The organism is Pseudomonas sp. St29 (assembly GCF_001547915.1).
GTDB lineage: Bacteria > Pseudomonadota > Gammaproteobacteria > Pseudomonadales > Pseudomonadaceae > Aquipseudomonas.
Map to the genome: position 1 here is coordinate 5,297,394 of NZ_AP014628.1, position 26,657 is coordinate 5,324,050.

Here is a 26,657-nt window from a genome sequence, read left to right on the forward strand (position 1 = left end):
GCGCCTACAGAAAGTGGGTGTGGCTCAGGAGAGTTCGGCGGCGCCCTGGCGCGCGTAGCGGTTCTGGGCCCAGGCCGCGCCGACAATCATCACCAGCAGAATCCCCGCCAGTACCGCCGACGAGCCGATGGTGCCGAAATCCAGCCCGCCCTTTTCATGGGGCTTGGTGAGGAAGTCGCCCAGGGTGGCGCCGAACGGCCGGGTCAGCACGAAGGCCACCCAGAACAGCAGCACCGACGAGAGCCGGGTGAGGTACTTGAGCAGGACCACCACGGCAATGGTCGAGCCGATCAGCAACGCCCCGCCGGCAAAACCCAGCCCCGAATCGTCCGCCAGGTAATCGCCCAGGGCGGTGCCCAGGGTGTTGGAAAACAGGATCGCCATCCAATAGAACAGTTCGCCGCGAAAGGTCTGGATCCTGTTGACGTTCAGCGAGTCGCCACTCAGGCGCCAGGCGGCGAAGATCGCCAGCAGCATCCCGATCAGGATCAGCGAGCCACTGGCATAGCCCAGGCCCAAGGTGCGGTCCATGAAGTCCGACAGGGTGGTGCCGGCGGTACTGGTGGAGAGAATCACCATCCAGTACAGCACCGGGTTGTAGGTCTTGGACCACAGCTGGGTGACCAGGGTCAGCAGGAACACGCTGATCAGGATCATCGAGCTGATGGCGTAACCGACATTGAGGGTCATCGACAGCAGATCACCGGCGGTTTCCCCCAAGGTTGTCGCGCAGATTTTCATGACCCAGAAGGCCAGGGTGATCTGGGGAAGTTTGTTCATTGATCAAGGAGCTCCAAGGGTCGCATTCAAAATGGCCTGTCGTGGGTTGCAGACCTGCGCGAAGGCTGAAGGCTCGGGGGTGAAAAATAGGTCGGGGCCGAATGAAAAAACCGTTGATGGTTTTTTTAATCCTTTCCTGCCCCGTGAACTGAGCCATTAACGGTCAGTTAATGCCGGCTCCTTAGGCTGCTACTGAATCCAAGTTGCGACTTGGTGCGTATCTGTAATGAGGCCTGAATGCGCTGATCGGCGGTGAGTGACGCCCCTATACACATCGATAAATTCGATTTTAATAAGCATTTATTTGCGCTTTTTAATCAACTCTATCGGAGTAGGATTCACATCAAGCCCAACGCAAACACCTCAACGAACCCGGAGACACCGCCATGAAAACCAAACTGATCCTCGCCCTGACCCTGTCGGTACTGGCTGCCAACACCTTCGCTGCCGACGGTTACGACCGCACCGGTTCCGCCACTCTCGCTGCCGATGGCTACGACCGCACCGGTTCCGCCACCTTCGCTGCCGATGGCTACGACCGCACCGGTTCCGCCACCTTCGCGGCCGACGGTTACGACCGCACCGGTTCCGCCACCCTCGCCGCCGATGGTTACGATCGCACCGGTTCCGCCACCCTCGCTGAAGACGGCTACGACCGCACCGGTTCCGCCACCTTCGCCGCCGATGGCTACGATCGCACCGGTTCCGCCACCTTCGCGGCCGACGGTTACGATCGCACCGGTTCCGCCACCATCAGCTGATCGACTCACCTGACATCACAGCCCGGCTTCGGCCGGGCTTAGTCTTTTGTGCTCCGCCAACATCCCCCGTCAGCGGCCTAAACCGGGGTTTGGAACGCTGGAATTCGAGCAGTGCGCACTGCACTATGGCGCCCTTCACTCGCCCCACAGCAGGAACCTTGAGCCATGTCCGACGATATCCACTTCTACCAACCCGCCCTGGGCCACGGTCTGCCCCATGACCCGTTCAATGCCATCGTCGGCCCGCGCCCCATCGGCTGGATCTCTTCCCAGGATGCACAAGGCCGGCTGAACCTGGCGCCTTACAGCTTCTTCAATGCCTTCAACTACATTCCGCCGATCATCGGGTTCTCCAGCGTCGGGCGCAAAGACAGCCTGAACAACATCGAGGCCACCGGTGAATTCGCCTGGAACCTGGCCACCCGGCCACTGGCCGAGCAGATGAACCAGAGCTGCGCCGCGGTTGCGCCCGAGGTCGACGAGTTCGCCCTGGCCGGCCTGACGCCCGTGGCGTCGAAGGTCATCAGTGTGCCGCGGGTCGCCGAGAGCCCGGTGTCCTTCGAGTGCAAGGTCACCCAGATCATTCAATTGCAGCGGGCGGACAAAGAGCTGGTGCCGAGCTGGCTGATCCTCGGCGAGGTGGTCGCCGTGCATATCGCCAAGTGGCTGCTCAAGGACGGGATCTACGACACCGCCGCGGCAGAACCGATTCTGCGCGGCGGCGGACCGGCGGATTACTTCCAGCTGGGGCCGGAAGCGTTGTTCAAGATGCACCGCCCGGGGGCGGTCAAGTAGCGCGGCGAATCAGTCGGCTTTCCAGCTCAATTCGCCGTCCTGATCGACGTCGGCCAGCTGTTCGAGTTGTTGTGCGGCAGCCTGGTCGGCGTCATGGGCAGTCTTGAACCTCTGCTCATCCAGGACTTTGTGAAAGCGCGGGGCGCCCGATGCTCCGAGGGCTTTGACGGCGATGGCGGCGCTGTATCCGCCCTCCCCCGGAACCACCGCGGAAACGGCTTCGTAATGTGCAAACTCTTTGCGTGCCATGTTGCAAGTCCTGGCCAATGAAAAGTCGGCCATTCTAAACCTTCAACTGGCCAGCTTGTGCAGCGGTGCACGCTGCAGTTGGGGGTATTCGCCATGGGCTTGCAGCGCCGACACCGTACTGAAGGTATGAAAATCCAGGCTGTTGACCACCAGGTCCTGCACCAGCTCGGCAAAGATCGCCATGGCCGGCGAGCTGAAATAGGCGGTCATCGCCTGCTGGCTGCTCCAGAAACCGGACACCAGCCACAGGTCGGCATCGCACTGCGAATGCTGCAGGGCGAAGTGCAGGCAACCGCTGGCCTGGCGCGACGGTTCGATCAGGCTGCTCAAGCGTGCACCCAGTTCCTTGGAACGCCCGGCCCGGGCTCGGACAAAGGCCATGTGACTGACCGGAATATGCGTGGACATGTGCGACCCTCCCAGGGTGTTGTCGAGGCAGCCGGGGACGGGCTGCGACAGGATCAACGATACGGGGCGGGCCCTTTCGCGCGTTAGTCGATTTCTGCCGTTGATTTGCCCAATCCTGCGACCAGCCGCTTTCTCCATCGCTTGGGCGGCGGCATGGGGCAAAAGCGTTACCGCGGCGTTTCAAGCAAGTGACGCGCCCGGGCGTCGGCGCCTCTTGTCTATCCCGCGCGCAAGCAGCAGGATCAGGCAAGTTTTACGCAGGATTCGCCTACCCGCGACTCTTGCACAAACTTAAGCTGTGCCGACTGCAAACACCCCGAGGCGCCCCATGTCATCACTGGATACCCTGCCGCCGCCCCTGGCTCCGGAGATGGAACGCCAGCGCGTGGAACTGGCCGCGATCATCGCGCGCAACACCACCGAAGACGGCAGCTACGCCACCGCCATCGACTCGCTGTTCGTCTCGCGCCACAGCACCTCCCATCACTTCGGCTCGGTGCTGGCGCAACCGGCGCTGTGCATCATGGCCCAGGGCCGCAAGGAAGTGCGCCTGGCCGATGAAAGCTACAACTACGACCCTCTGAATTACCTGGTGGTCTCGGTTTCCGTACCGCTGAGCGGCAAGGTGGCAATCGTGTCGCCGCAGGAGCCGATCCTGGCCCTGCGCCTGGACATCGACCCCGGCGAAATCAATGCGCTGATCGCCGATGCCGGCCCCCTCGGCGTCCCTGCCCGGCCCACCGGGCGCGGCCTGTACGTGGAACGCCTGGACCCGGCGATGCTCGACGCGGTGCTGCGCCTGACCCGCCTGCTGGACACCCCGAAAGACATCGCCATGCTCGCGCCCCTGGTGCGCCGGGAAATTCTCTATCGCCTGCTGCGCAGCCCCCAGGGCCACCGCCTGTATGAGATCGCCACCGCCAACAGCCAGGGGCACCGGGTCAACCAGGCCATCAAGTGGCTCAACGGCAATTTCGTCCACCCACTGCGCATCGATGAGCTGGCCCGGGAAGTCAACCTGAGCGTGTCGACCCTGCACCACCGCTTCAAGGCCATGACCGCCATGAGCCCGTTGCAGTACCAGAAACAGCTGCGCCTGCAGGAAGCCCGGCGCTTGATGCTGGCCGAAGGGCTGGAAGCTTCGGCGGCGGGTTACCGGGTCGGCTATGAAAGCCCGTCGCAGTTCAGCCGCGAATACAGTCGGCTGTTCGGCGCGCCGCCGTTGCGGGACATGGCGCGCCTGCGGGTTGGCGGGTAACCCGGGTTCGCCGGCAAGCCGGCGCCTACAGGGCGCGGATGACGTGCTTGAGTTCCTGGAACGCCTGCAGGCCCCAGGGGCCCAGTTCGCGGCCGATGCTGCTCTGCTTGTAACCGCCCCAGGCGGTCTGGGGAAAGATCACCTGGGGCGCGTTGATCCATACCAGGCCGGCCTGCAAGGCATTGGCGACCCGTTCGGCATTGTCCAGGTCCGCTCCCACCACGCTGGCCACCAGGCCGAACTCGCTGTCGTTGGCCAGGGCGATCGCCTCCTGTTCGCGGCTGAAGCTGCGCACGCAAAGCACCGGGCCAAAGATCTCTTCGCGCCACAGGGCGCTGTCCAACGGCACTTCGGTGAACACCGTGGGCTGGATGAAAAAGCCCTGGGCCAACCCCACCGGACGGCCGCCGCCACACACCAGCCTGGCGCCGACATTCAAGCCGCGCTCGATGTGCGCCAGCACGCGCCGGTATTGCGCCTGGTTGACCAGCGGGCCCATGGTCACCTCCGGGTCGCACGGGTCGCCCACCCGAATAGCCTCGGTCCGGGCCTTGAGCCGCAAGAGGAATTCATCGGCCAGTTCGTCGGCGACCAACACCCGGCTGGTGGCCGAGCACATCTGCCCGGCATTGAAGAAACCGCCGCCACAGGCCAGCTCCACCGCCAGGTCCAGGTCGGCATCGGCCAGCACCAGCAAGGATGACTTGCCGCCCAGTTCCAGGCTCACGCCCTTGACGGTTTCCGCCGCCCGCTGCATCACCTGGACCCCCACCGCATTGCTGCCGGTGAAGGAAATCTTCGCCACGCGCGGGTCCGCCGCCAACGGCGCGCCCACCGCCAGGCCGGTGCCGCACACCAGGTTGAACACGCCATCGGGCAAGCCGCTGTCGGCAATGATCGCCGCCAGCTCCAGCTCCGCCAGCGGGGTCACTTCCGAAGGCTTGAGCACCACGCAACAGCCCGCCGCCAGAGCGGGCGCGAGCTTCCAGGCGGTGGTGACCATGGGGAAGTTCCACGGCACGATCAGCCCGACCACGCCACAGGGCTCGCGGCGCAAGCGGGCGCTGAAGTCGGCGCTGGGCAGCGCCACCTCGGTGTCCTGGGCCCGGTCCAGCCCCTCGGCCAGCCCGGCGTAATAGTCGAAGGTGGCAATCACATCGTCCACGTCCATCGCGGCTTCGAACTGCGGCTTGCCGTTGTTGCTCGACTGCAAGTGCATCAGGCGCTCACGGCGCTCGGCGACGCCGCGGGCAATCCTGCGCAGCACCGCGGCACGCTCGGCCCCACTGCTTTGCGACCAGCGCGCGAAACTTTGGGTGGCGGCCTGCAATGCCTGATCCACCGCCTCGGCACCGCCCCCCGCCACCTGCGCCAGCGGGGCCTCGGTAACGGGGCTGATGACCTGCAACAGCGCGTCGCCCGCCGACCATTGGCCGTCGATGTACAGCCCGTTCAACACCGCTTGCGCGCTCATGCCGTGACTCCCTGGGTCCAGCGGTTCTGGTCGATTTCAATCAGGGTCGGGCCCTGGCGATCCACCGCCGCGCGCAATGCCGCACGCAGTTGCTCGGCGGTGTCGATGCGCTCGGCGGCGCACCCCAGGCCCTTGGCCACGGCGATGAAATCCGGGGTGTAGATGTCGACGCCCACCGGCTCGATGGCGCGGTTGACCATGTATTTCTTGATCTCTTCGTAGCCCTGGTTATTCCACAGCAGGACGATGATCGGGGTCTGCGCCTCGACCGCGCAGGCCAGTTCCGCGAGCGTGAACTGCAAGCCACCGTCGCCGATCAGGCAGGCCACCGGCCGGCGCTGGCTGGGCTGCGAGCCGCCGCCGAGCCAGGCACCAATCGCCGCCGGCAAGGCATAACCCAAGGTGCCGTAGCCGGTGGAGGCATTGAACCAGCGTCGTGGCTGCTCGGGGTTGAAGGTCAGGTTGCCGCTGTACACCGGCTGGGTGGAATCGCCCACCACGACGATCTCCGGCAACTCCTCGAGCACGGTTTCCAGCAACCGGGTCTGGGCCCGGGTCGGCGCGTCCCACAGGCCTTCGAGTTCGCTGCGCAGGGCCGCAGCCCGAACCGGGCCCCAATCGGTGCTCCGGGCACTCAAGGGCTGGCGCGACAATTCTGCCAGCAGCGCTTGGGCTGCAATCTGTGCGTCGGCCACCAATGCCACTTTCGGCGGGTAGTTGCGCACGGTCTGGTCGGGGTCGATATCGATGCGCAGCAAGGCACCGGGAATTTCAAAACCACCGGCGAAGGTCACGTCATAGTCGGTTTCCGCCAGTTCGGTGCCGATGGCCAGCACCACGTCGGCCTCCGCCACCAGGGCCCGGGTCGCCACCAGCGACTGGGTGGAGCCGATCAGCAGCGGATGCGCCGACGGCAGCAGGCCCTTGGCGTTGATGGTCAGGGCCACCGGCGCTTGCAGCCGTTCCGCCAGGTGAGTCAGGGCCTCTGCGGCGTCAATGGCGCCACCACCGGCCAGAATCAACGGCCGCTTGGCGTTGGCCAAGAGCTGGCTCATCTGCGCGATGGCCGCCGGGGCGGCGCCGGCACGGGCGATCTGCACCGGCTCGCAAGCCAGCAAGTGGTCGGCTTCCTGGACCAGTACATCGAGGGGAATCTCGATGTGCACCGGCCGTGGACGCCCGGCCTGGAACAGGGCGAAGGCCCGGGCCAGCACTGCCGGCAGCTCGTCGGCGCTCATCAGGGTATGGGAAAACGCCGCCACGCCACTGACCAGCGCACTCTGGTTGGGCAACTCGTGCAGCTTGCCGCGTCCGCCGCCCAGTTGGCTGCGGGTCTGCACGCTGGAGATCACCAGCATCGGGATCGAGTCGGCGTAGGCCTGGCCCATGGCGGTGGTGATGTTGGTCATGCCGGGACCGGTGATGATGAAACACACGCCGGGCTTGCCACGGGTGCGGGCGTAGCCATCGGCCATGAAACCGGCCCCCTGTTCATGCCGTGGGGTGACGTGCTTGATGGAAGAACGGGCCAGGCCGCGGTACAGCTCGACCGTATGCACCCCCGGAATGCCGAACACCTGCTCGACGCCATAGCCCTCGAGTAACTTGACCAGTACTTCACCGCACGTCGCCATCTCATCGCCCTTCTTGTTGATTGGATACCCGGCGGGCGCCACTGCCGGGCGCCGGGAGAGGGCTATTGGAACGGCGCGCCGGTAGCCGCAACAATGGATAAAAAGTCATACTAGCCATGTCCCCACGTCATGCCTTGGCTCCCCATGAAACGCCTTCCCCCCCTGCCCGCGCTGCACACTTTTCTGGTCACCGCCCAGTGCTGCAACTTCACCCGCGCCGCCGAGCAACTGCACATCACGCAAGGCGCCGTGAGCCGGCAGATCGCCGGACTGGAAAGCCACCTGGGTTATCCGTTGTTCCAGCGCCAGGCCCGCGGCCTGAGCCTCACGGCCGAAGGCCGGGAATGGCTGCCGCGGGTGCAGCAGGTGTTCGAACTGATCAATGGTGCGGTGGACGAGATCGGCGGGCGCAATCGCCACCTGCGGCTCAAGGCCCCGACCTGTGTGATGCGCTGGCTGCTGCCCCGCTTGCTGCAGTGGCAGAAGGAGCGCCCCGAGGTGCCGGTGCAACTGACCACGACCATTGCCCACGGGGTGGATTTCGGCCGCGAGCCGTTTGACGCGGCGGTGATGTATGGCGCGCCGCCGCCCCCGACCCTGGGCTCGCGGCACCTGTTCAATGAACAGCTGACCCCGGTCTGCTCCCAGCCGCTGCTGGAAGGCCCGGTACCGCTCAAAAGCCCAGCCGACCTGCAACAGCACCTGCTGTTGCACCCATCCCATGACCAACGGGACTGGCAGACCTGGCTCAAGGCCGCCGGTACGCCACTGGACACCCTGGGCAAGGGCCAGCACTTCGAAACCCTGGACCTGGCGATGTCCGTGGCGTCCCAGGGCACGGGCGTGGCGATTGGCGACTGGGCGTTGATTGGCGATGACCTGAGTGCCGGGCGGCTGGTCATGCCCTTTGAATTGAAGGTGCCCACGGGGCAGGCGTATTACCTGGTGTACCCGGAGCGTCCGGGGCCTTCGGCGGCCCTGCAGGAACTGCTGGACTGGCTGGTGGAACAGGCCCGACAGCGCTGAAGCAGAAAACCTGATGCCGGTAGACAGCAAAAAGGCCCGCGTGGGGCCTTCGACACTGAGTGCAACACCCCGTTAGCCGCCTGGAGCAGGCGGCTGCCGGGGCAATCGGCCGCTAATCAGTAACCAACGGTGAAACGCTGACGGCGATGAGCCGGTTTTTCCACTTCATCGAGCAGGGCGATGGCGTAGTCGGCAAAGCTGATCCAGCTGCGGCCTTCGGCGCTCACCAAGAGATCGTCCTGGCCCAGGCGGAAGTGCCCGGTACGTTCACCTTCGACGAACTCCGCCGATGGCGAAAGGAAGGTCCAGTCCAGATCCTGCTCCTTGCGCAAGGTGTCCAGGTACACGCCACCGGCGCTGGCCTCGGCCTTGTACTCCTCCGGGAAGCCCGGGCTGTCGATGACCTTGCCGCCGCCGGGCAACAGCAGCGAACCGGCACCGCCCACCACCAGCAGACGCTTGACCCCGGCCTTTTTCACCGGATCGATGATGGCATTGGCCGGGATGGTGGAAAAATGCGCGGCACTGATCACCACGTCGTGACCGGCCACTGCCGCCTGCAACGCAGCACTGTCGGCCACATCCACTTCGCGGGTGACCACGCCGGCACGCTGGCCGATCTTCGCTGTGCTACGGGCGATGGCGGTGACGCTGTGACCGCGACGCAGGGCTTCTTCCAGCAGTTGGCTACCGGCACGGCCGGTGGCGCCAATGATTGCGATGTTGCTCATGATGTGTCTCCAGTTGGCTAAGAGAGTACAGAGGCATCCGCCCCCACAGGGGAGCGGGTCAAACCGGTGTCACCACTTCATTTCGCCCTTGGCGACCTTGGCGCTCAGCTCCAGGGAGCTGTCTTCGCCCAGGTCCGGGTAACGCTTCTTCATGGCCGCGATCAGTGCGGCAGAATCCTTGGCCTTGGCTGTCTCTTCATCGAAGGCTTTGATGTAGTCCGCGGTGAAGTGCACCGGGGCCAGGGTACGGGCGCTGTCACCCAGGAAGTGCCCGGGGATCACGGTCTTGGGTTGCAGGCCCTCGATGGTCTTCAGGGTGCTCAGCCAGTCGGTATGGGACTGTGGCGTCTGGGTATCGGCCATCCACACGTGAATGTTTTCCGCGACCACCACGCCACCGACCACCGCCTTGATCGACGGAATCCAGACAAAGCTGCGGTCCGGCTGCTTGCCGTCCAGGCCGATGACTTCGAGCTTCTGCCCTTCCAGGGTCAGGCTGTGGCCCTTGAGCACACCGGGCACGATGGTCTTGGCCGGCACGTCAGCGCCCATTTTCGGGCCCCAGAACGCCAGCTTGCCGTCCACCGTGGCCTTGATGTGATCCACGGTCGGCTGCGAAGCCACGACCTTGGCGTCGGGGAAGGCGGCGGTCAGGGTGTCGAGGCCGAAGTAGTAGTCCGGGTCACCGTGGCTGATGTAGATGGTGGTCAGGTGCTTGCCGCTGGCGCGAATCTTTTCCACCAGTTGCTGGGCCTGGGACTTGCCGAACTGGGCGTCCACCAGGATGGCGTCCTTCTTGCCGCTGACCAGCACCGAGGTCACCGGGAAGATGGCATTGGCGCCCGGGTTGTAGACATCCAGTTGCAGGCTGGGCTCGGCGGCTGCGGCATGGGCGGCAAAACCCAGGGTGGCGGTGGCCAGCAGCAGGCGTTTGAGTGAGGTGAATCCGATCATGAAGGCAGCTCCGGCATCGATTGACAGGTGAGAAGTGGAGCAAGCTTAGTTGCCAGTCTCGTTACAAAAAATGCGATGCTTGAACATAGTTTGTTTCTGAAAGCGGGCAAATCATGGATCGTCTCCAAGCAATGCGGGTCTTCGTCACCGTCGTCGACCTGGGCAGCCAATCGGCCGCCGCCGACCACCTGGACCTGTCGCGACCGGTGGTTTCACGCTATCTGGCGGAACTGGAGGACTGGGTCGGCGCGCGGTTGATGCACCGCACCACGCGCAAGCTGAGTCTGACCGCCGCCGGCGGCGAGATCCTGCCCCGCTGCCGACAGATGCTGGAGTTGTCCAACGACATGCAGGCGGCGGTCGGCGAACCTGATGACGCGCCCCGCGGGCTGCTGCGCATCAGCGTCAGTACCTCGTTCGGCCAATCGCAACTGGCCGATGCCATGGCCGACTACGTCAAACGCTATCCGGGCGTGAGCATCGACCTGCAGATGCTCGACCGCACGGTGAACCTGGTGGATGAGCGCATCGACCTGGCCATCCGTACCAGCAACGACCTGGACCCGAACCTGATCGCCCGCCGCCTGACCGTCTGCCGCTCGGTGATCTGCGCGTCCCCGGCCTATCTGCGCGAACACCCGGCACCGCAACGGGTGGAAGAGCTGAGCCGGCACAACTGCCTGACCCACTCCTACTTCGGCAAGAGCCTGTGGCATTTCGAACAGGACGGCGAGCAGGTGTCAGTACCGGTACAGGGCAACATCAGCGCCAACGAAGCCAGCACCCTGCTGCGCGCCACCGTGGCCGGCGCCGGTATCGCCATGCTCCCCAGCTACCAGGCCGGGGAGTACATCAAGCGCGCAGAGCTGGTGCGCCTGCTGCCCCATGCAGAACCGCGCAAGATGAACATGTACGCGGTCTACGCCTCACGCAAGCACATGCCCGCCACCCTGCGCAGCATGCTGGACTTCCTGGTCCTCAGATTCCCCCAGGAACCGCTCTGGGACGTGGGGCTCTAGCCATACGATCGAACCGCTGAATACCTCGCCAATCAGACCGGCCAGCGGTCTGGCAAGCAACGGCAACTGACCTATGCTGATAACAGTACCCCCTCAAATGACGGGGGTATTGGTTCAGAGGTTTTAGCCATGAACGTCAAGACAAGAAGGTACCTGGCCATCTTCATGACCTGCACCGTGACCCTGGCGCTTTACGGTACCGCGGCTTATCGCGTCGAGCAGGCCCGCATGCAGCCGCGCAACTACGCCAGCTGCAACCTGGAACGCTGCATCCCCCACAACGCCACCCTGAACGCCCTCAGGTGAGTGGCGACGCCACGCCATCTCCGGCCTGATCGGCCTTGAGCCGGTCGCGGAACACCTTGGGCGAGATGCCTTCGCGGCGCCGGAACAGCCGGGTGAAGTTGGTAGGGTCGGAAAACCCCAGCTCATCGGAGATCTCGTAGATGGTCATCCCGGTGTAGGTCAGCAGGCGCTTGGCTTCCAGCAACTGGCGCTGGTGGATGATCTGCAGCGCCGGTTGCCCGGCCAGCTCACGGCAGGTGCCATTGAGGTGCGACACCGAGATACCGAGTTTCTGCGCCAGATCCTCGACCTTCAGATGCTCGCGGTAATGGGCCTCGACCAACTGAATGAAGCCATTGAAATATTCCCGGGCGCGCTGCGGACGCTGGCTGGCACTGCTGCACTGCAGAGCCCGGCGCCCGATCCAGACCACGATCGTGCTCACCAGCGCATGCATGAGCATTTCCCGGGCAGGTTGCTGTCCCTGGTATTCGTTCTGCAGGGCGGCGAACTGCCCGTTCAGGTATTGCGTATCCTCCCCGGCCGGATAGCTGCCCGACTTCGCCAGGGCGGTTGCCGAGGCTCCCAACTGAGCTTGCAAGTGGCTGACCAGCGGCGCCGCCAGGGTCACGACAAAGCCTTCGATGTCTTCGGAAAAACGAAAGCCATGCACCGACAGCGGTGGCAACACCTGGACCAGCGGCTCGTCCAGCAGCCTGTGCTGCCCTTCGACCTGCAACTGCGCCTGCCCGCGACTGATAAACAGCAACTGGCAGAGGTCGGCGTGTCGATGGGGTTTTATTTCCCAATGGTGCTCGCGGCTGCGCTGGCTGATGGGTTCGCAATGAAGCAGGTCCGGGGTCGGCCAGCCCAGGCTTTCGCCATAGAGTTTGAACACGGGAATGGGCGCAAGGGCAGGCTTGTTCATCACTACAGTCCAGGCCTCAGAGTATCGGGGGGACATTTGCACCGATCGGCGAAATGCTCGGGTAACCGCCAGGTTCCACCGGTCAATTGACAGGTTCACCCAGGAAAAATGCAAGCTCCGCACACACAAATGAACATTCGTACAGTCAAGGTTCAGGCTGCCGGTACAGGGCCGACACTATACAGAATGCGTCCCATTACCTGGCATCAGCAAGTGCCACAAAGCTTTTCCGGAACGCGGCAGACGAGATGGTCTGGCGCGACACCCCGAGTTGAAAAACCTGCATGAAAATCTCCCGGCACCAGGCTGGCGGAGCTATCCGATAGCTCCCTATCGAGTACACTGGCGCCTAACCCCGCCGGCCTTGCCGCACCGGGTCAATTACCGCCCGCAGGTTCTTTCGTGACTCACCTCCAACAACCCGTCCCGACCAAACCGGCCATCCGCAGCGTGCTGATCGCCCTGATGCTGGCGATCTTTCTCGGCGCCCTGGACCAGACCATCGTCGCTGTCTCCATGCCGGCCATTTCCGCCCAGTTCAAGGATGTCAGCCTGCTGGCCTGGGTCATCTCCGGCTACATGGTGGCAATGACCGTGGCCGTGCCGATCTACGGCAAGCTCGGCGATCTCTATGGCCGGCGACGGCTGATGCTGTTCGGCATGGGCCTGTTCACCCTGGCGTCGCTGTTCTGCGGCCTGGCACAGAACATGGAGCAACTGGTGCTGGCGCGGATCTTCCAGGGCATCGGTGCCGGCGGCATGATCTCGGTGAGCCAGGCGATCATCGGCGACATAGTCCCGCCCCGGGAGCGCGGTCGCTACCAAGGCTACTTCAGCAGCATGTACGCGGTGGCCAGTGTCGCCGGCCCGGTGCTGGGCGGCTACATGACCGAGTTTCTCTCATGGCGCTGGGTGTTTCTGATCAACCTGCCCCTGGGCCTGGGCGCCTGGTGGGTGGCCCATCGCACCCTGGTAGGGTTGCCGGTGCCCCAGCGCAAACCGATCATCGACTACCTCGGCACCGTGCTGCTGATCATCGGCCTGAGCGCCCTGCTGCTGGGCATCACGCAGGTGGGCCAGGGCCATTCCTGGCGCAGTGCCGACGTGCTCGACCTGCTGGCCATCGCCGTCATCGTCCTGGCCCTGTTCGTCTGGCATGAACGACGGGCCCGGGAACCCCTGCTGCCGATGCACCTGTTCGCCAACCGCAACGCGCTGCTGTGCTGGTGCACGATCTTCTTCACCAGCTTCCAGGCCATCTCGCTGATCGTGCTGATGCCGCTGCGCTTTCAGAGCATCACCGGGGCCGGGGCCGACAGCGCCGCCCTGCACCTGCTGCCCCTGGCCATGGGCCTGCCCATGGGCGCCTACTGCGCCGGCCGCCTGACCTCGGTGACCGGACGCTATAAACCCATGATCCTCGGTGGCGCGCTGCTGATGCCGCTGGCGATTCTCGGCATGGCCCTGGTGCCGCCCCAAGCGCTGCTGCCGAGCGGCCTGTGCATGTTGCTCTGCGGAATCGCCAGCGGCATGCAGTTCCCCACCTCCCTGGTGGGCAGCCAGAACTCGGTGGAGCAGCGGGACATCGGCGTCGCCACCAGCACCACCAACCTGTTTCGCGCCCTGGGCGGTGCGGTGGGGGTGGCGCTGATGTCGGCGCTGCTGCTGGCCTTGCTGCAGGATTCCAGCCTGGCCCATTTAAGCGGCGCCGGGCTGATGGGCGAAGGCCAATCCGGCAACGCGCTGCTGGACGGCCTGAATGCCGCCCCCGGTCCCGCGCGGGAGGCCTTGCGCAACGAACTGTTGCTGACCTTCCGCCATCTGCTGCTGGTCAGTGCCGGGGTTTCCCTGCTGGGTCTGGCGGCAGCCATTGCCATGCCCAACCGGCTGTTGCGCGGGCGTGAAGACAAGGCCTGAGGGACAACCCGCCGCCAGCCGCCGGACCAGGGCGGCCAGCGGCCCGCAACCGGGAGTCAGGGGCTGTAGTAGCCCACCGCAACCAGCACCCGGCCCACCTTGCGCAGATAGGCGTGCTTGTCCTCGACCTTGCCGGTCACCGGATTCTTCCAGCGGTACTGGTATTCCCCCTGGTCCTGGCGAGCCATGAGCGCCAGGATCGGTTCCCCCACCGGCTTGCCCTCGGGATCCCTGATCTTGGCGAAATCGGTGTTGAGCAGCCGCAGGTTGGTGCCGTGGGCCAGATAGCGCCGGCTGTCGAGGTCCACCACGAACACATACAGATCGTCTTCGAGAAACCCGCCCCGCAGATCATTGATGGCTTTGAGGGTGCCGGCGCGGTCGCGCTCCAAGGCCATGGCCGCCCGTTCCAGCAAGGCCTTGGCCTGGTCGGCCGAGGCCCGTGGCAGGTAATACCCCACTGCCAGGATGCGCTCGCCGATACGCTGGAAATACACATGCTTGCGCTCGATCTTGCCGTCGGCCCAGTTCTGCCAGCGGTATTCGGCCTGCTGGATGCCATTGGCCTCGGGAGTCTTCAGCGCGTCCTTGAACGCCTTGCGCAGGTCCGGCCCCAGCACCTCGGAGACATCACGGCCAATCAGCGCCGACGAAGGACCGCCACTGGCCAGCATCACGCCCCGGGTATCGACCACGAACACATAACGATCGCGATCGACGAACTCGCCTTGACGACTGAACGCCGCGAACGCCTTGTCACCCTGGTCGTGGTAATAACGCAGGGCCTTTTCCAGCAAGGCGCGGGCCGCCACCGAATCATCGGCAGCCGGTACCGCCGCCTGCAGCGACCCCATGCAGAGCCAAAGCAGCCATCCCAGCCAGTTCGTGTTCTTCACTCGCCTCATCGCTCGCTCCTCGTTCCCGTTGGCGTGTGAAGAGCGTAGACGGCGGCAGGATATGGTCGAGTATTCAGCAAACCCTGGCTGGCCCTCCCCCGCCACCACAGGCGGGGGGCTGAGCCTTCAAGGACGGTTGTTGATCTGCTGCTGCAGGTTCTGGATCTGGCTTTGCAGGGTATTGATGTTGCGGGTGACCTGACCACGGAAGGCATCGAACTCGGCAGTGCTGGCGCCGTTCTGCGCGGCGGCGGGACGATTGTCCTGTTCGCTCTTGAGCACCACCAGTTCCTGTTCCAGGCGCTCGATGGCGGCGCTCGGGTTGCCCTGTTTTTTCAGCGCGGCCAGATCGGCGTTCAGACTCTTGAGCTGGGCATCGAGCTTGCCGGCATCGCTCTGGGCGCCCTTGAGGCTCGCCAGCTCAGCACTCAGGGCTTTGACCTGGGCCTGCAACTGGCTGTTGGCCGCCTGCTGTTCGCTGGTCTGGGCACTCATCTGCGCCAGGCGCTTGTCCAGGTCGGTGGCCTGGCCGGCCACGCCCTGCTGCTGTCGGCTCTGGTCCTGCAAGCGGCTTTCCAACTGTTTGATCTGCAGCTTCAACGCTTCGCTGTCGGTGGTGACATTGGTCTGGCTGGCCACCACCTTCCCGGAAATGTCCTGCAAGCGTCCGGCCGCCTCTTCGCTGATCCTGGCGAAGCTTTCCTGGGTCGCCACCAGCTGCTGCTCCATCAGCGAGATCTGCTGAAAGCTCCACCAGGCCAGACCGATGAAGGCAAAGAACAGCGCACCGACCAGTGCCCACAAAGGACCGGTGCTGGGCCCCTTGACCTTGACCACCGGGGTGCTGCGCGAATGCACGGTGGTGCGTTCGCGGGCAGCGTGGGTGGTGGGGAAGACATCGTCGTCGAGGGGATCGGCGCGCAGACTTGGAACGTCATCGAAGTCATCGTGTGCATCGTTACGCATGGGGCAACCTTTATGGACCGCGGTGATGGCTGAGTGGGGCGAGTATAAACCGCTAATCAGCCCGGCCAATGGACCGGACCGGGCAAGCGGGGTTCAGTCTTTGATTTCAGCTTATGTCCTGAGCCTTCCACCAGGTACAGAACTCATCCAGGGCGCTCCACAGACTGACCTTGGGCTCATACCCCAGGTAATGCCGGGCGCGACTGATGTCCAGGGTGAAGTTCTTGTCCATGACCTGCATGCCCAGGCGCGACAGCGTCGGCTCCGGGCGTCCGGGCCAGAGCTTGCAGAACCCCTCGTTGAGCGCCGCGACGCTGTAGGCCAGGCCAAAGGAGCGATAGCGGGTGACTTGCGGCACCTGCATCTGGCGCATCACGTAGTTGACCACGTCCCACAGCGGCACCGGTGCGCCGTTGCTGATGTTGTAGACCTTGCCCAGGGCCGAGCCGCCGACCTGCAGGCTGCTGAACAGGGCCTCGTTGAGGTTGTGCACACTGGTGAAGTCGACCTTGTTCAGGCCATTGCCGACGATGGCCAGGCGGCCTTTGCGCTGCATCTTCAACAGCCGCGGAAAGATGCTCATGTCGCCGGCGCCAGTAACAAAGCGCGGGCGCAACGCAATCACCTCCAGGCCGAACTCCTGGGCGCCGAAGACCTTCTGTTCGGCCAGGAACTTGGTGGCCGCATACGGGTGCTTGAAGCGCTTGGGCACCTGCTCCTCGGTCAGCCCCAGATGATCGCGACCATCAAAATAGACCGACGGCGAAGACAGGTGCACCAGGCGTTGCACCCGCTGTTTGAGGCAGGCTTCGACCACGTTCTCGGTGACCAGCACATTGCCCAGATGGAAGTCCTGATAGCGCCCCCACAGGCCCACGGCACCGGCGCAATGCACCACGGTATCAACGTCGCGGCACAGCTCGCGGACCAGATCGGCGTCGCTCAGGTCGCCCGGGATGAACTCCGCGCCGCGGCGCACCAGATGCTCCACCGCTTCGGCACGCCGGCCATTGACCCGCACTTCCAGGCCCTGCTCAAGGGCAAAGCGAGCAAAGCGCCCGCCGATGAAGCCGCTTGCGCCGGTAACCAGAATCTTCATGAAATATTCCTAAGAAAAGCAGTGACGAACCACAGAAAAGCAGGGACAAGCCACGAGCCACAAGCTGCAAGTGCACAGCCGCGGATTGACTGTCGCTTGACGCTCATGGCTGCTCCCAGGGCACCAACCATTGTGCAGATAGACGAGCCAGGTGTTCGGTCAACAACCCGAGCAACTGCCCGCCATTGCGCCAATGATGCCAGTACAACGGCACATCGATGGGTTTATCCGGCAAAAGCTCCACCAGCGAACCGCGCTGCAGTTGCTCGCGAACCTGCAGCTCGGGCACCAGTCCCCAGCCCAGGCCGGCTTCGGTGAGGCGGATGAAGCCTTCGGATGACGGGCACAGATGATGCTCGAAACCGCCGTTGACGCCCAGGGAGGCGAGGTAACGATGCTGCAGGAAGTCATCGGGACCGAACACCAGCGCCGGGGTCCGGGCCAGTTGCTCGGCACGCACGCCCTGGGGGAAGTGCCGCGCGACAAATGCCGGGCTGGCCAGGGCCCGGTAGCGCATGGCCCCCAACAGCAGGCTGCGGGCCCCCGCCACTGGACGCTCGCTGGCGCAGACACAGGCGGCCACTTCCCCGGCCCGCATGCGCTTGAGGCCCACGGTCTGGTCCTCCACCACCAGGTCCAGCAGCAGGCGATGCTCGGCGCAGAAGTCCCCCACGGCCTGGGCCCACCAGGTGGCCAGGCTGTCGGCATTGAGGGCGATGCGCAAGCGCTCCGGCAGCCCTTCTTCATCCAGGGCTGGCACCAGGCTTTGCAGGTCCCGCTCCAACAGACGCACTTGTTGCACATGGTTGAGCAGGCGCCGGCCGATTTCCGTGGGCGCCGGCGGTGTCGCCCGCACCAGCACCGGCTGCCCGACCCGGGCCTCCAGCAGTTTGATGCGCTGGGAAATCGCCGACTGCGACAACCCCAGCACCTGGGCCGCCCGTTCGAAGCCTGCCTGTTCGATCACCGCAGCCAGGGCGGAAAGCAGCTTGTAGTCAAACATCAGTTTTCCTAATGAGTGATCAGCAATATTGGTTTTTCTTATACGGCATGCAACCGGAAAATAGCCAGCCTAAAGCCTCGGTAATACCTCTTCGTTAAAGGATTCTGTTCATGGCCGGTGAAACTTCCCTCACAACCCTGCTGCGCAGCATGAGCCCGCAACTCAACGACGGCGAATACGTGTTCTGTTCCCTCGCCGACCACAGCCTGCTGCAGGGCGTCGAGGTGCTGGGCAGTTTTCGCGAACAGGAAGGCCTGACGGTGATCATCCAGCGGCAGGAGGCCGAACGCCTGGGGCTGGTCTTCGATTACGTCGCGGCCTGGATCACCCTCAATGTGCATTCGGCACTCCAGGCGGTCGGCCTGACGGCCGCCTTTGCCGGCGCGCTGGGCCGAGCCGGGATCAGTTGCAACGTGATCGCCGGCTACTACCACGATCACCTGTTTGTCGGTCAGGCAGATGCCCAGCGGGCCATGCAGGTCCTGCAGCAACTGGCCGCCGGCGAGGAGCAATGAACATGTGGCAAAGCTATGTGAACGGCCTGTTGGTGGCCGCCGGCCTGATCATGGCCATCGGTACGCAAAACGCTTTCGTCCTGGCCCAGAGTCTGCGCCGTGAGCACCACCTGCCGGTGGCGGCACTGTGCGTCACCTGCGATGCCCTGCTGGTGGCCGCCGGAGTATTCGGCCTGGCCACCGTGCTCGCCCAGAGTCCGATGCTGCTGGCCGTGGCGCGCTGGGGCGGGGCGGCGTTCCTGATCTGGTACGGAGCCCAGGCGCTGCGCCGGGCCTGCTCCAGGCAAAGCCTGCAACAGGGCGAAGGCCAGACCGTGCGCTCCCTGCGGGCGGTGATGCTCAGCGCCCTGGCGGTGACCCTGCTCAACCCTCACGTGTACCTGGACACCGTGCTGCTGATCGGCTCGCTGGGGGCTCAGCAGACCGAACCGGGCGCCTATGTGGTCGGCGCTGCGAGTGCTTCGCTGTTGTGGTTCTTCACCCTGGCCCTGGGCGCCGCCTGGCTGGCTCCCTGGCTCGCCCGACCGAGCACCTGGAGGATTCTCGACCTGCTGGTGGCGGTGATGATGTTCAGCGTGGCGTTGCAGCTGATCAGCGCTGCGTGACTTATTCCAAAAGGCTCTGGAACCTCTATCCCACACAGTTGTTGCGTGGTTAAGCCGCACCCCCGGTGCTATGATCCGATCCCTGCGCCGCAAAGAGTACAAACTCCCCGGCGCATGTCCGGCCGCCCGTGATCGGCCTTGCGCTCACCGCAACTGACCTGATTAGGAGAATCATCATGGCTTTCGAATTGCCGCCGCTGCCCTATGCACACGACGCCCTGCAGCCGCACATTTCCAAGGAAACCCTGGAATACCACCACGACAAGCACCACAACACCTATGTCGTGAACCTGAACAACCTGGTGCCAGGCACCGAGTTCGAAGGCAAGACTCTGGAAGAGATCGTCAAAACCTCTTCGGGCGGCATCTTCAACAACGCAGCCCAGGTCTGGAACCACACTTTCTACTGGAACTGCCTGGCGCCAAACGCCGGCGGCCAACCTACCGGCGCACTGGCCGAAGCCATCAACGCGGCATTCGGTTCGTTCGACAAGTTCAAAGAAGAATTCACCAAGACTTCGGTTGGCACCTTCGGTTCCGGCTGGGGCTGGCTGGTGAAGAAGGCTGACGGTTCCCTGGCCCTGGCCAGCACCATCGGCGCCGGCAACCCGCTGACCAGCGGCGACACCCCGCTGCTGACCTGCGACGTCTGGGAACACGCCTACTACATCGACTACCGCAACGTTCGTCCTAAGTACGTCGAGGCGTTCTGGAACCTGGTCAACTGGAAATTCGTGGCTGAGCAGTTCGAAGGCAAGAACTTCGTCGCTTAAGTCCGTTTGCAGTGCAAAAAACCCGGCCTGGCCGGGTTTTTTTTGCCTTGGACAAAGCTGGCATCTTGTCCCGCCCAGCCGAGGCGCTAAGATTCATCTGATGTAAAAAACAACGCCGCCCCTCAAGTTGCAAGGCGTCGCTACCGACACACTATCCACAGCTAGAGCAATCCTGAATCTGATCACCCGGGCCTGGCCCGCAGACGTCCCGTTTTCGGCGCTGATGTCACTTTGACGGCTATCACGGGATTGCCAATACTCACGGCAACTTGACGCTACACGCACGGAACAAGGAATAGCCCTTTGAAGCTGGAACTCAAAAACAGCTTGTCGGTGAAGTTGCTCCGGGTTGTGCTGCTGTCGGCACTCATCGTCGGCGTGGTTCTGAGCTGCGCCCAGATCGTCTTCGACGCCTACAAGACCCGGCAGGCGGTCGCGAACGATGCCCAGCGCATTCTCGACATGTTTCGCGACCCATCGACACAGGCGGTCTACAGCCTGGATCGAGAAATGGGCATGCAAGTCATTGAAGGCCTGTTCCAGGATGACGCGGTGCGCATGGCGTCCATCGGCCACCCCAACGAAACCATGCTGGCGGAGAAATCCCGCGAGCTGCAGCATTCCCCCAGTCGCTGGCTCACGGACCTGATCCTTGGCCAGGAACGCACCTTCACCACCCAACTGGTTGGCCGCGGGCCCTACAGCGAGTATTACGGCGACCTGAGCATTACCCTCGACACCGCCACCTATGGCCAGGATTTCATCATCAGCTCGGTGATCATCTTTGTCTCAGGGGTCCTGCGCGCCCTGGCCATGGGCCTGGTGCTGTACCTGGTCTATCACTGCCTGTTGACCAAGCCGTTGTCACGGATCATCGAGCACCTGACCAACATCAACCCCGACCGCCCCAGTGAACACCAGTTGCCCCTGCTCAAGGGCCACGAAAAGAACGAACTGGGGATCTGGATCAACACCGCCAACCAGTTGCTGGCCTCCATCGAGCGCAACACCCATTTGCGCCACGAGGCGGAAAACAGCCTGCTGCGCATGTCCCAATACGACTTCCTCACCGGCCTGCCCAATCGCCAGCAACTGCAACAGCAGCTGGACAAGATCCTGGTAGACGCCGGCCGCCTGCAACGCAGGGTCGCCGTGCTGTGTGTCGGTCTGGACGACTTCAAGGGCATCAACGAACAGTTCAGTTACCAGACCGGTGACCAGTTGCTGCTGGCCCTGGCCGACCGCCTGCGTGGCCACAGCGGCCGTCTCGGTGCCCTGGCGCGTTTGGGCGGCGACCAGTTCGCCCTGGTCCAGGCCGATATCGAACAGCCCTACGAAGCGGCGGAACTGGCGCAAAGCATCCTCGACGACCTGGAAGCCACCTTTGCTCTCGATCATCAGGAAATCCGCCTGCGCGCCACCATCGGCATCACCCTGTTCCCGGAAGACGGCGACAGCACGGAAAAACTCCTGCAGAAAGCCGAACAGACCATGACCCTGGCCAAAAGCCGCTCACGCAACCGTTATCAGTTCTACATCGCCAGCGTCGACAGCGAGATGCGCCGGCGCCGGGAACTGGAAAAAGACCTGCGCGAAGCCCTGATCCGGGAACAGTTCTTCCTCGTCTATCAACCGCAGATCAGCTATCGCGACCATCGGGTAGTGGGGGTCGAGGCCCTGATCCGCTGGCAGCACCCCGAGCACGGCATGGTGCCGCCGGACCTGTTCATCCCCCTGGCGGAACAGAACGGCACCATCATCGCCATCGGTGAATGGGTACTGGACCAGGCCTGTCGCCAACTGCGGGAATGGCACGACATGGGGTTCACCGACCTGCGCATGGCGGTCAACCTGTCCACGGTGCAACTGCACCACGCCGAACTGCCACGGGTGGTCAACAACCTGCTGCAGATCTACCGCCTGCCGCCCCGCAGCCTGGAACTGGAAGTTACCGAAACCGGCCTGATGGAAGACATCAGCACCGCCGCCCAGCACCTGCTGAGCCTGCGCCGCTCCGGGGCGCTGATCGCCATCGACGACTTCGGCACCGGCTATTCGTCCCTGAGCTACCTGAAAAGCCTGCCCCTGGACAAGATCAAGATCGACAAGAGCTTCGTGCAGGACCTGCTGGATGACGACGACGATGCCACCATCGTGCGCGCCATCATCCAACTGGGCAAAAGCCTGGGCATGCAAGTGATTGCCGAGGGCGTGGAAACCGCCGAACAGGAGGCCTACATCATCTCCGAAGGCTGTCATGAAGGTCAGGGCTACCACTACAGCAAACCCCTGCCGGCCCGGGAGCTGAGTGCCTACCTGAAACAGGCGCAGCGCAGTAACGCGGCCATCCTCTGAACCGGGCATTGCGCCGGTCCCCCCGGCTGACGCAATCCTGCGCTGAATAAGAAATATTTACAGGCACGACCCTTTACACATAATGCAAATCTTTCGCATTATGTCGCAGTTTTGCGCGCCCCACGCGCCGTCCATTCCCCCTCTCGAAGCAGGATGTTCGCCATGATTCGTATGCCTCTGGCTACCGCCAGTCTGTTGGCCATCGCTATTTCCCTCGCCGGCTGCGGCGAAGGCAAAGACGACAAGGCTGCCGCTCAAGCGCCGACCCCGGCTGCCAGCACTGCCACCCCGGCCAACGACGCCGCCGGCAAGGTCGACGAAGCCGCAGCCAAGGCCGTGGTCGCGCATTACGCCGACATGGTATTTGCCGTTTACAGCGACGCCGAATCCACCGCGAAAACCCTGCAAACCGCCATCGACGCCTTCCTCGCCAAGCCCAACGACGAAACCCTGAAGGCCGCCAAGGCTGCCTGGGTGGCCGCTCGCGTGCCTTACCTGCAGAGTGAAGTGTTCCGCTTCGGCAACACCATCATCGATGACTGGGAAGGTCAGGTGAACGCCTGGCCGCTGGACGAAGGCCTGATCGACTACGTCGACAAGAGCTATGAACACGCCCTGGGCAACCCCGGCGCCACCGCCAACATCATCGCCAACACCGAGATCCAGGTCGGCGAAGACAAGATCGACGTGAAGGACATCACCCCAGAAACCCTGGCCAGCCTGAACGAGCTGGGCGGTGCCGAGGCCAACGTCGCCACCGGTTACCACGCCATCGAATTCCTGCTCTGGGGCCAGGATCTGAACGGCACCGGCCCAGGCGCCGGCGCGCGCCCGGCGTCCGACTATCTGGAAGGCGCAGGTGCTACCGGTGGCCACAACGATCGTCGTCGCGCCTATCTGAAAGCCGTGACCCAACTGCTGGTCAACGACCTGGAAGAGATGGTCGGCAACTGGAAACCGGACGTGGCCGACAACTACCGCGCCACCCTGGAAGCGGAACCGGCCGAAACCGGCTTGCGCAAAATGCTCTTCGGCATGGGCAGCCTGTCCCTGGGCGAATTGGCCGGCGAGCGGATGAAAGTGTCCCTGGAGGCCAACTCGCCTGAAGACGAACAGGATTGCTTCAGCGACAACACCCACAACTCGCACTTCTATGACGCCAAGGGCATCCGCAACGTCTACCTGGGCGAATACACCCGTGTCGACGGCACCAAGATGACCGGCGCCAGCCTGTCGTCCCTGGTGGCCAAGGCCGACCCCGCCGCCGACGCCGCCCTGAAAGCCGATCTGGCCGCTACCGAAGCCAAGATCCAGGTCATGGTCGACCACGCCAACAAGGGTGAGCACTACGACCAGCTGATCGCCGCCGGCAACGAATCCGGCAACCAGATCGTGCGCGACGCCATCGCCGCCCTGGTCAAGCAGACCGGTTCGATCGAACAGGCCGCCGGCAAGCTGGGCATCAGCGACCTGAACCCGGACAACGCCGATCACGAGTTCTGATCAGCGCCGCTGCAGGCAGAAGGCGACCTTAGGGTCGCCTTTTTTTGTCGCTGCGCGGTTCCAACGGCGTGGGTGAGCCGTCCCTCGGCAAGCTTGTCCTGGGTCAAACCAAACGATAATTCCTCTTATTCAAACTTCAGCAGCCTGTTAGACTTTGCGCCCTTGTTTTGCTCGTCTTGCAGGATGTCCGATGCCCTCGTCGCTGCTTCGCTGGTTCGCTCTGACCATGGCCCTGGGCCTGAGTGCCTGCGATGACGCTCCACGCTTTACCCAGGCCGAACCGGGTGAAGCCCGCGCCGGCGGCGCCACCACGGTCAACAAGGCGGATCGCAACGCGTTTTCCCTGCCTTCGGCCAATCTGCCAGCGACCCGGCGCCTGGACTTCAGCGTGGGCAACAGTTTCTTCCGCAACCCCTGGGTCATCGCCCCCTCCACCACCACCGCCCGCGACGGCCTGGGTCCGCTGTTCAACACCAACGCCTGCCAGAACTGCCACGTCAAGGACGGCCGCGGCCATCCGCCCGCGCCGGATGCCCTGAACGCAGTGTCCATGCTGGTGCGCCTGTCGATCCCGGATGCCCCGGCCTACGCCAAGGTCATCGAACAGCTCGGCGTGGTGCCGGAACCGGTGTACGGCGGCCAGTTGCAGGACATGGCGATTCCCGGCGTCGCTCCCGAAGGCCGGGTCCGGGTCGATTACGACAGCGTGCCGGTACGGTTCAAGGACGGCAGCCTGGTGGAGTTGCGCAAGCCCAGGCTGCAGATCACCGACCTGGGTTACGGCCCGATGCATCCGGACACCGCTTTTTCAGCCCGGGTCGCGCCACCGATGGTCGGCCTGGGGCTGCTGGAAGCCATTCCCGAAGCGGCGATCCTGGCCAACGCTCAGCCCGCCACCGGCAACAACCGGATTGCCGGACGGCCCAACTGGGTCTGGGATGACGCTCAGCAAAAGACCGTGCTCGGGCGCTTTGGCTGGAAAGCCGGACAACCCAATCTCAATCAACAAAATGTTCACGCGTTTTCCGGCGACATGGGCCTGACCACAAGCCTGCGGCCCTTCGACGACTGCACCGAGGCGCAAACCGCGTGCAAGCAGGCGCCCAACGGCAATGGCCCGGACGGCGAGCCGGAGGTCAGTGACAACATCCTGCGCCTGGTGCTGTTCTATACCCGCAACCTGGCGGTACCGGCGCGCCGCGACGTCGACTCGCCCCAGGTCCTGGCGGGCAAGAACCTGTTCTTCCAGGCCGGTTGCCAGTCCTGCCACACCCCCAGTTTCACCACGGCGGCCGATGCCGCCGAACCCGAATTGGCCAACCAGGTCATACGCCCCTACAGCGACCTGCTGCTGCATGACATGGGTGAAGGCCTGGCCGACCACCGCACGGAGTTCAAGGCCGGTGGCCGCGACTGGCGCACCGCCCCCCTGTGGGGCATTGGCCTGACGGAAACCGTCAGTGGCCACACCCAGTTCCTGCATGACGGCCGTGCCCGCAACCTGATGGAAGCGGTGCTCTGGCATGGCGGCGAGGCCGAAGGCGCAAAACAACAGGTGCTCGCGTTCAACGCCGAGCAGCGCGCCGCGCTGCTGGCCTTCCTGAATTCTCTATAACGCTCGACTCAACTGCTTTCTCCACAATAAAGGGAGCCCGAACATGTTCCGCCCCAAACTGCTGTTCACCAGCCTGGCTGCACTCGCTCTGGGCGCCTGCGCGCCCCAGGACCCACAAGCCGTGACCTCGGCGGCCATCGCCAAGCAGGTCATCCTGCCGACCTACAGCCGCTGGGTCGATGCCGACCGCCAGTTGGCCATCAGCGCCCTGGCCTTCTGTGAAGGCAAGGAAAGCCTGGACACCGCCCGGGCCGACTTCCTCCACGCGCAAAAGGCCTGGGCCGAGCTGCAGCCCTTGCTGATCGGTCCGCTGGCCGAGGGCAACCGCTCCTGGCAGGTGCAGTTCTGGCCGGACAAGAAGAACCTGGTGGGCCGTCAGGTCGAGCAACTGGTCAGCGCCACCCCGCAGATCGATGCCGCGGCCCTGGCCAAGTCCAGCGTGGTGGTACAAGGCCTGTCGGCCTACGAATACATCCTCTTCGACAGCAAGATCGACATGGCCGACAGCGCGCAGAAAGCCCGCTACTGCCCATTGCTGACCGCCATCGGTGAACGCCAGAAGCAACTGGCCGAAGAGATCCTGTCGAGCTGGAACACCAACGACGGCATGCTCGCGCAGATGAGCAAGTTCCCCAACCAGCGCTACGCCGATTCCCACGAGGCCATCGCCGACCTGCTGCGGGTTCAGGTCACCGCTCTGGATACCCTGAAGAAGAAACTCGGTACGCCCATGGGCCGCCAGACCAAGGGCATCCCCCAGCCGTTCCAGGCCGACGCCTGGCGCAGCCAGTCGTCCCTGCAGGGCCTGGAAGCCAGCCTCAGCGCCGCCCAGACCGTCTGGGCCGGGGTCGACAACAAGGGCCTGCGTGGCCTGTTGCCGGCCGACCAGAAGCCGTTGGCCGAGAAGATCGACGCCGCCTACGCCGCCTCGCTGAAACTCTTTGCCAGCACCCAGCGCTCGCTCACTGAAATGCTCAATGACGACGCCGGGCGCCAGCAGCTCAACGATCTGTACGACAGCCTCAACGTGGTCCACCGCCTGCACGAAGGCGAACTGGCCAAGGCGCTGGGCATCCAACTGGGCTTCAACGCCAACGACGGTGACTGA

Annotated in this window: 26 protein-coding genes; 14 read left to right on the top strand and 12 right to left on the bottom strand. The window is 64.0% G+C overall.

Annotated features, from left to right (window positions below; all coding sequences use genetic code 11):
• Window positions 1-24 precede the first annotated feature (24 nt).
• On the bottom strand, window positions 25-780 hold the full coding sequence (locus PST29_RS23440; RefSeq protein ID WP_060840758.1) for a COG4705 family protein: 756 nt from the start codon (window positions 778-780) through the stop codon (window positions 25-27).
• 386 nt (window positions 781-1,166) lie between these two features.
• Between PST29_RS23440 and PST29_RS23445 the strand changes: the two genes are divergently transcribed.
• Together PST29_RS23445 and PST29_RS23450 are read left to right on the top strand one after the other, a co-directional pair.
• Complete coding sequence (locus PST29_RS23445) at window positions 1,167-1,541, top strand: hypothetical protein (protein ID WP_060844455.1); 375 nt, start codon at window positions 1,167-1,169, stop codon at window positions 1,539-1,541.
• Window positions 1,542-1,706: 165 nt separating this feature from the next.
• The gene (locus PST29_RS23450; protein WP_060844456.1) at window positions 1,707-2,336 is read left to right on the top strand and encodes a flavin reductase family protein; all 630 of its coding nucleotides are present in this window, start codon (window positions 1,707-1,709) and stop codon (window positions 2,334-2,336) included.
• A 9-nt stretch (window positions 2,337-2,345) separates the two neighbouring features.
• Here PST29_RS23450 and PST29_RS23455 read toward each other — a convergent pair whose 3' ends face one another.
• A complete protein-coding gene (locus PST29_RS23455) occupies window positions 2,346-2,618 on the bottom strand; it encodes a hypothetical protein (RefSeq protein WP_060840761.1) in 273 nt (90 codons plus the stop codon).
• A gap of 9 nt (window positions 2,619-2,627) precedes the next feature.
• Complete coding sequence (locus tag PST29_RS23460; RefSeq protein WP_060844457.1) at window positions 2,628-2,993, bottom strand: putative quinol monooxygenase; 366 nt, start codon at window positions 2,991-2,993, stop codon at window positions 2,628-2,630.
• 328 nt (window positions 2,994-3,321) lie between these two features.
• On the opposite strand from PST29_RS23460, the gene PST29_RS23465 reads away from it, so the two are divergent.
• Window positions 3,322-4,251: an AraC family transcriptional regulator gene (locus PST29_RS23465; RefSeq protein WP_060840763.1), complete on the top strand. Its 930-nt coding sequence runs from the start codon at window positions 3,322-3,324 to the stop codon at window positions 4,249-4,251.
• A gap of 25 nt (window positions 4,252-4,276) precedes the next feature.
• On the opposite strand, the gene PST29_RS23470 is transcribed toward PST29_RS23465, so the two are convergent.
• Window positions 4,277-5,725 carry an aldehyde dehydrogenase family protein gene (locus PST29_RS23470; RefSeq protein ID WP_060844458.1) on the bottom strand — a complete coding sequence of 483 codons (1,449 nt, stop codon included), beginning with the start codon at window positions 5,723-5,725 and terminating at the stop codon, window positions 4,277-4,279.
• Window positions 5,722-7,359 (bottom strand): 5-guanidino-2-oxopentanoate decarboxylase, encoded by a 1,638-nt coding sequence (locus PST29_RS23475; RefSeq protein ID WP_060844459.1) that lies wholly within the window; start codon window positions 7,357-7,359, stop codon window positions 5,722-5,724. Before PST29_RS23475 ends, PST29_RS23470 begins: the two co-directional genes overlap by 4 nt.
• 144 nt (window positions 7,360-7,503) lie before the next feature.
• Between PST29_RS23475 and PST29_RS23480 the strand changes: the two genes are divergently transcribed.
• Window positions 7,504-8,385 (top strand): LysR substrate-binding domain-containing protein, encoded by an 882-nt coding sequence (locus PST29_RS23480; protein WP_060842006.1) that lies wholly within the window; start codon window positions 7,504-7,506, stop codon window positions 8,383-8,385.
• A 116-nt stretch (window positions 8,386-8,501) separates the two neighbouring features.
• On the opposite strand, the gene PST29_RS23485 is transcribed toward PST29_RS23480, so the two are convergent.
• Window positions 8,502-9,116, bottom strand: coding sequence for an NAD(P)-dependent oxidoreductase (locus tag PST29_RS23485; protein ID WP_060840766.1), 615 nt, complete (start codon window positions 9,114-9,116; stop codon window positions 8,502-8,504).
• 69 nt (window positions 9,117-9,185) lie between these two features.
• Window positions 9,186-10,070 carry an MBL fold metallo-hydrolase gene (locus PST29_RS23490; protein WP_060840767.1) on the bottom strand — a complete coding sequence of 295 codons (885 nt, stop codon included), beginning with the start codon at window positions 10,068-10,070 and terminating at the stop codon, window positions 9,186-9,188.
• A gap of 113 nt (window positions 10,071-10,183) precedes the next feature.
• Here PST29_RS23490 and PST29_RS23495 point away from each other — a divergent pair, with 113 nt between their 5' ends.
• Together PST29_RS23495 and PST29_RS32295 are read left to right on the top strand one after the other, a co-directional pair.
• Complete coding sequence (locus PST29_RS23495; RefSeq protein ID WP_060840768.1) at window positions 10,184-11,089, top strand: LysR family transcriptional regulator; 906 nt, start codon at window positions 10,184-10,186, stop codon at window positions 11,087-11,089.
• Window positions 11,090-11,218: 129 nt separating this feature from the next.
• Window positions 11,219-11,395, top strand: coding sequence for a hypothetical protein (locus PST29_RS32295; protein ID WP_016968420.1), 177 nt, complete (start codon window positions 11,219-11,221; stop codon window positions 11,393-11,395).
• On the opposite strand, the gene PST29_RS23500 is transcribed toward PST29_RS32295, so the two are convergent.
• Entirely contained in the window at window positions 11,388-12,302 is a 915-nt protein-coding gene (locus PST29_RS23500; RefSeq protein WP_060844460.1) for a helix-turn-helix domain-containing protein, read from the bottom strand. The two genes, PST29_RS32295 and PST29_RS23500, sit on opposite strands and share 8 nt — an antisense overlap.
• A 402-nt stretch (window positions 12,303-12,704) precedes the next feature.
• On the opposite strand from PST29_RS23500, the gene PST29_RS23505 reads away from it, so the two are divergent.
• Window positions 12,705-14,219 carry an MDR family MFS transporter gene (locus PST29_RS23505; protein WP_060844461.1) on the top strand — a complete coding sequence of 505 codons (1,515 nt, stop codon included), beginning with the start codon at window positions 12,705-12,707 and terminating at the stop codon, window positions 14,217-14,219.
• A 56-nt stretch (window positions 14,220-14,275) separates the two neighbouring features.
• Here the strand turns inward: PST29_RS23505 and PST29_RS23510 are convergent, their stop codons facing one another.
• The 4 genes from PST29_RS23510 to PST29_RS23525 all read right to left on the bottom strand — a co-directional run bounded on the left by PST29_RS23510 (window position 14,276) and on the right by PST29_RS23525 (window position 18,183).
• The gene (locus tag PST29_RS23510; RefSeq protein ID WP_060844462.1) at window positions 14,276-15,124 is read right to left on the bottom strand and encodes a cache domain-containing protein; all 849 of its coding nucleotides are present in this window, start codon (window positions 15,122-15,124) and stop codon (window positions 14,276-14,278) included.
• 117 nt (window positions 15,125-15,241) lie between these two features.
• Complete coding sequence (locus tag PST29_RS23515) at window positions 15,242-16,081, bottom strand: ATPase (protein ID WP_060840772.1); 840 nt, start codon at window positions 16,079-16,081, stop codon at window positions 15,242-15,244.
• A 106-nt stretch (window positions 16,082-16,187) separates the two neighbouring features.
• Window positions 16,188-17,180, bottom strand: a complete 993-nt coding sequence (locus tag PST29_RS23520; protein ID WP_060840773.1) for an NAD-dependent epimerase/dehydratase family protein — start codon at window positions 17,178-17,180, stop codon at window positions 16,188-16,190.
• A gap of 103 nt (window positions 17,181-17,283) precedes the next feature.
• Window positions 17,284-18,183 (bottom strand): LysR family transcriptional regulator ArgP, encoded by a 900-nt coding sequence (locus PST29_RS23525; RefSeq protein WP_060840774.1) that lies wholly within the window; start codon window positions 18,181-18,183, stop codon window positions 17,284-17,286.
• Window positions 18,184-18,293: 110 nt separating this feature from the next.
• Between PST29_RS23525 and PST29_RS23530 the strand changes: the two genes are divergently transcribed.
• The 7 genes from PST29_RS23530 to PST29_RS23560 all read left to right on the top strand — a co-directional run bounded on the left by PST29_RS23530 (window position 18,294) and on the right by PST29_RS23560 (window position 26,657).
• The gene (locus tag PST29_RS23530) at window positions 18,294-18,698 is read left to right on the top strand and encodes an ACT domain-containing protein (RefSeq protein ID WP_060840775.1); all 405 of its coding nucleotides are present in this window, start codon (window positions 18,294-18,296) and stop codon (window positions 18,696-18,698) included.
• A 2-nt stretch (window positions 18,699-18,700) separates the two neighbouring features.
• Window positions 18,701-19,303 carry a LysE/ArgO family amino acid transporter gene (locus PST29_RS23535; protein ID WP_060840776.1) on the top strand — a complete coding sequence of 201 codons (603 nt, stop codon included), beginning with the start codon at window positions 18,701-18,703 and terminating at the stop codon, window positions 19,301-19,303.
• Between the two features lie 176 nt (window positions 19,304-19,479).
• On the top strand, window positions 19,480-20,076 hold the full coding sequence (locus PST29_RS23540) for a superoxide dismutase (protein ID WP_011063080.1): 597 nt from the start codon (window positions 19,480-19,482) through the stop codon (window positions 20,074-20,076).
• Between the two features lie 303 nt (window positions 20,077-20,379).
• Window positions 20,380-22,431: a putative bifunctional diguanylate cyclase/phosphodiesterase gene (locus tag PST29_RS23545; protein WP_060840777.1), complete on the top strand. Its 2,052-nt coding sequence runs from the start codon at window positions 20,380-20,382 to the stop codon at window positions 22,429-22,431.
• A 162-nt stretch (window positions 22,432-22,593) separates the two neighbouring features.
• Window positions 22,594-23,934, top strand: coding sequence for an imelysin family protein (locus PST29_RS23550; protein ID WP_060840778.1), 1,341 nt, complete (start codon window positions 22,594-22,596; stop codon window positions 23,932-23,934).
• A 190-nt stretch (window positions 23,935-24,124) separates the two neighbouring features.
• Complete coding sequence (locus tag PST29_RS23555) at window positions 24,125-25,549, top strand: di-heme oxidoreductase family protein (RefSeq protein ID WP_060844463.1); 1,425 nt, start codon at window positions 24,125-24,127, stop codon at window positions 25,547-25,549.
• A 43-nt stretch (window positions 25,550-25,592) separates the two neighbouring features.
• Window positions 25,593-26,657 carry an imelysin family protein gene (locus tag PST29_RS23560; protein WP_060840780.1) on the top strand — a complete coding sequence of 355 codons (1,065 nt, stop codon included), beginning with the start codon at window positions 25,593-25,595 and terminating at the stop codon, window positions 26,655-26,657.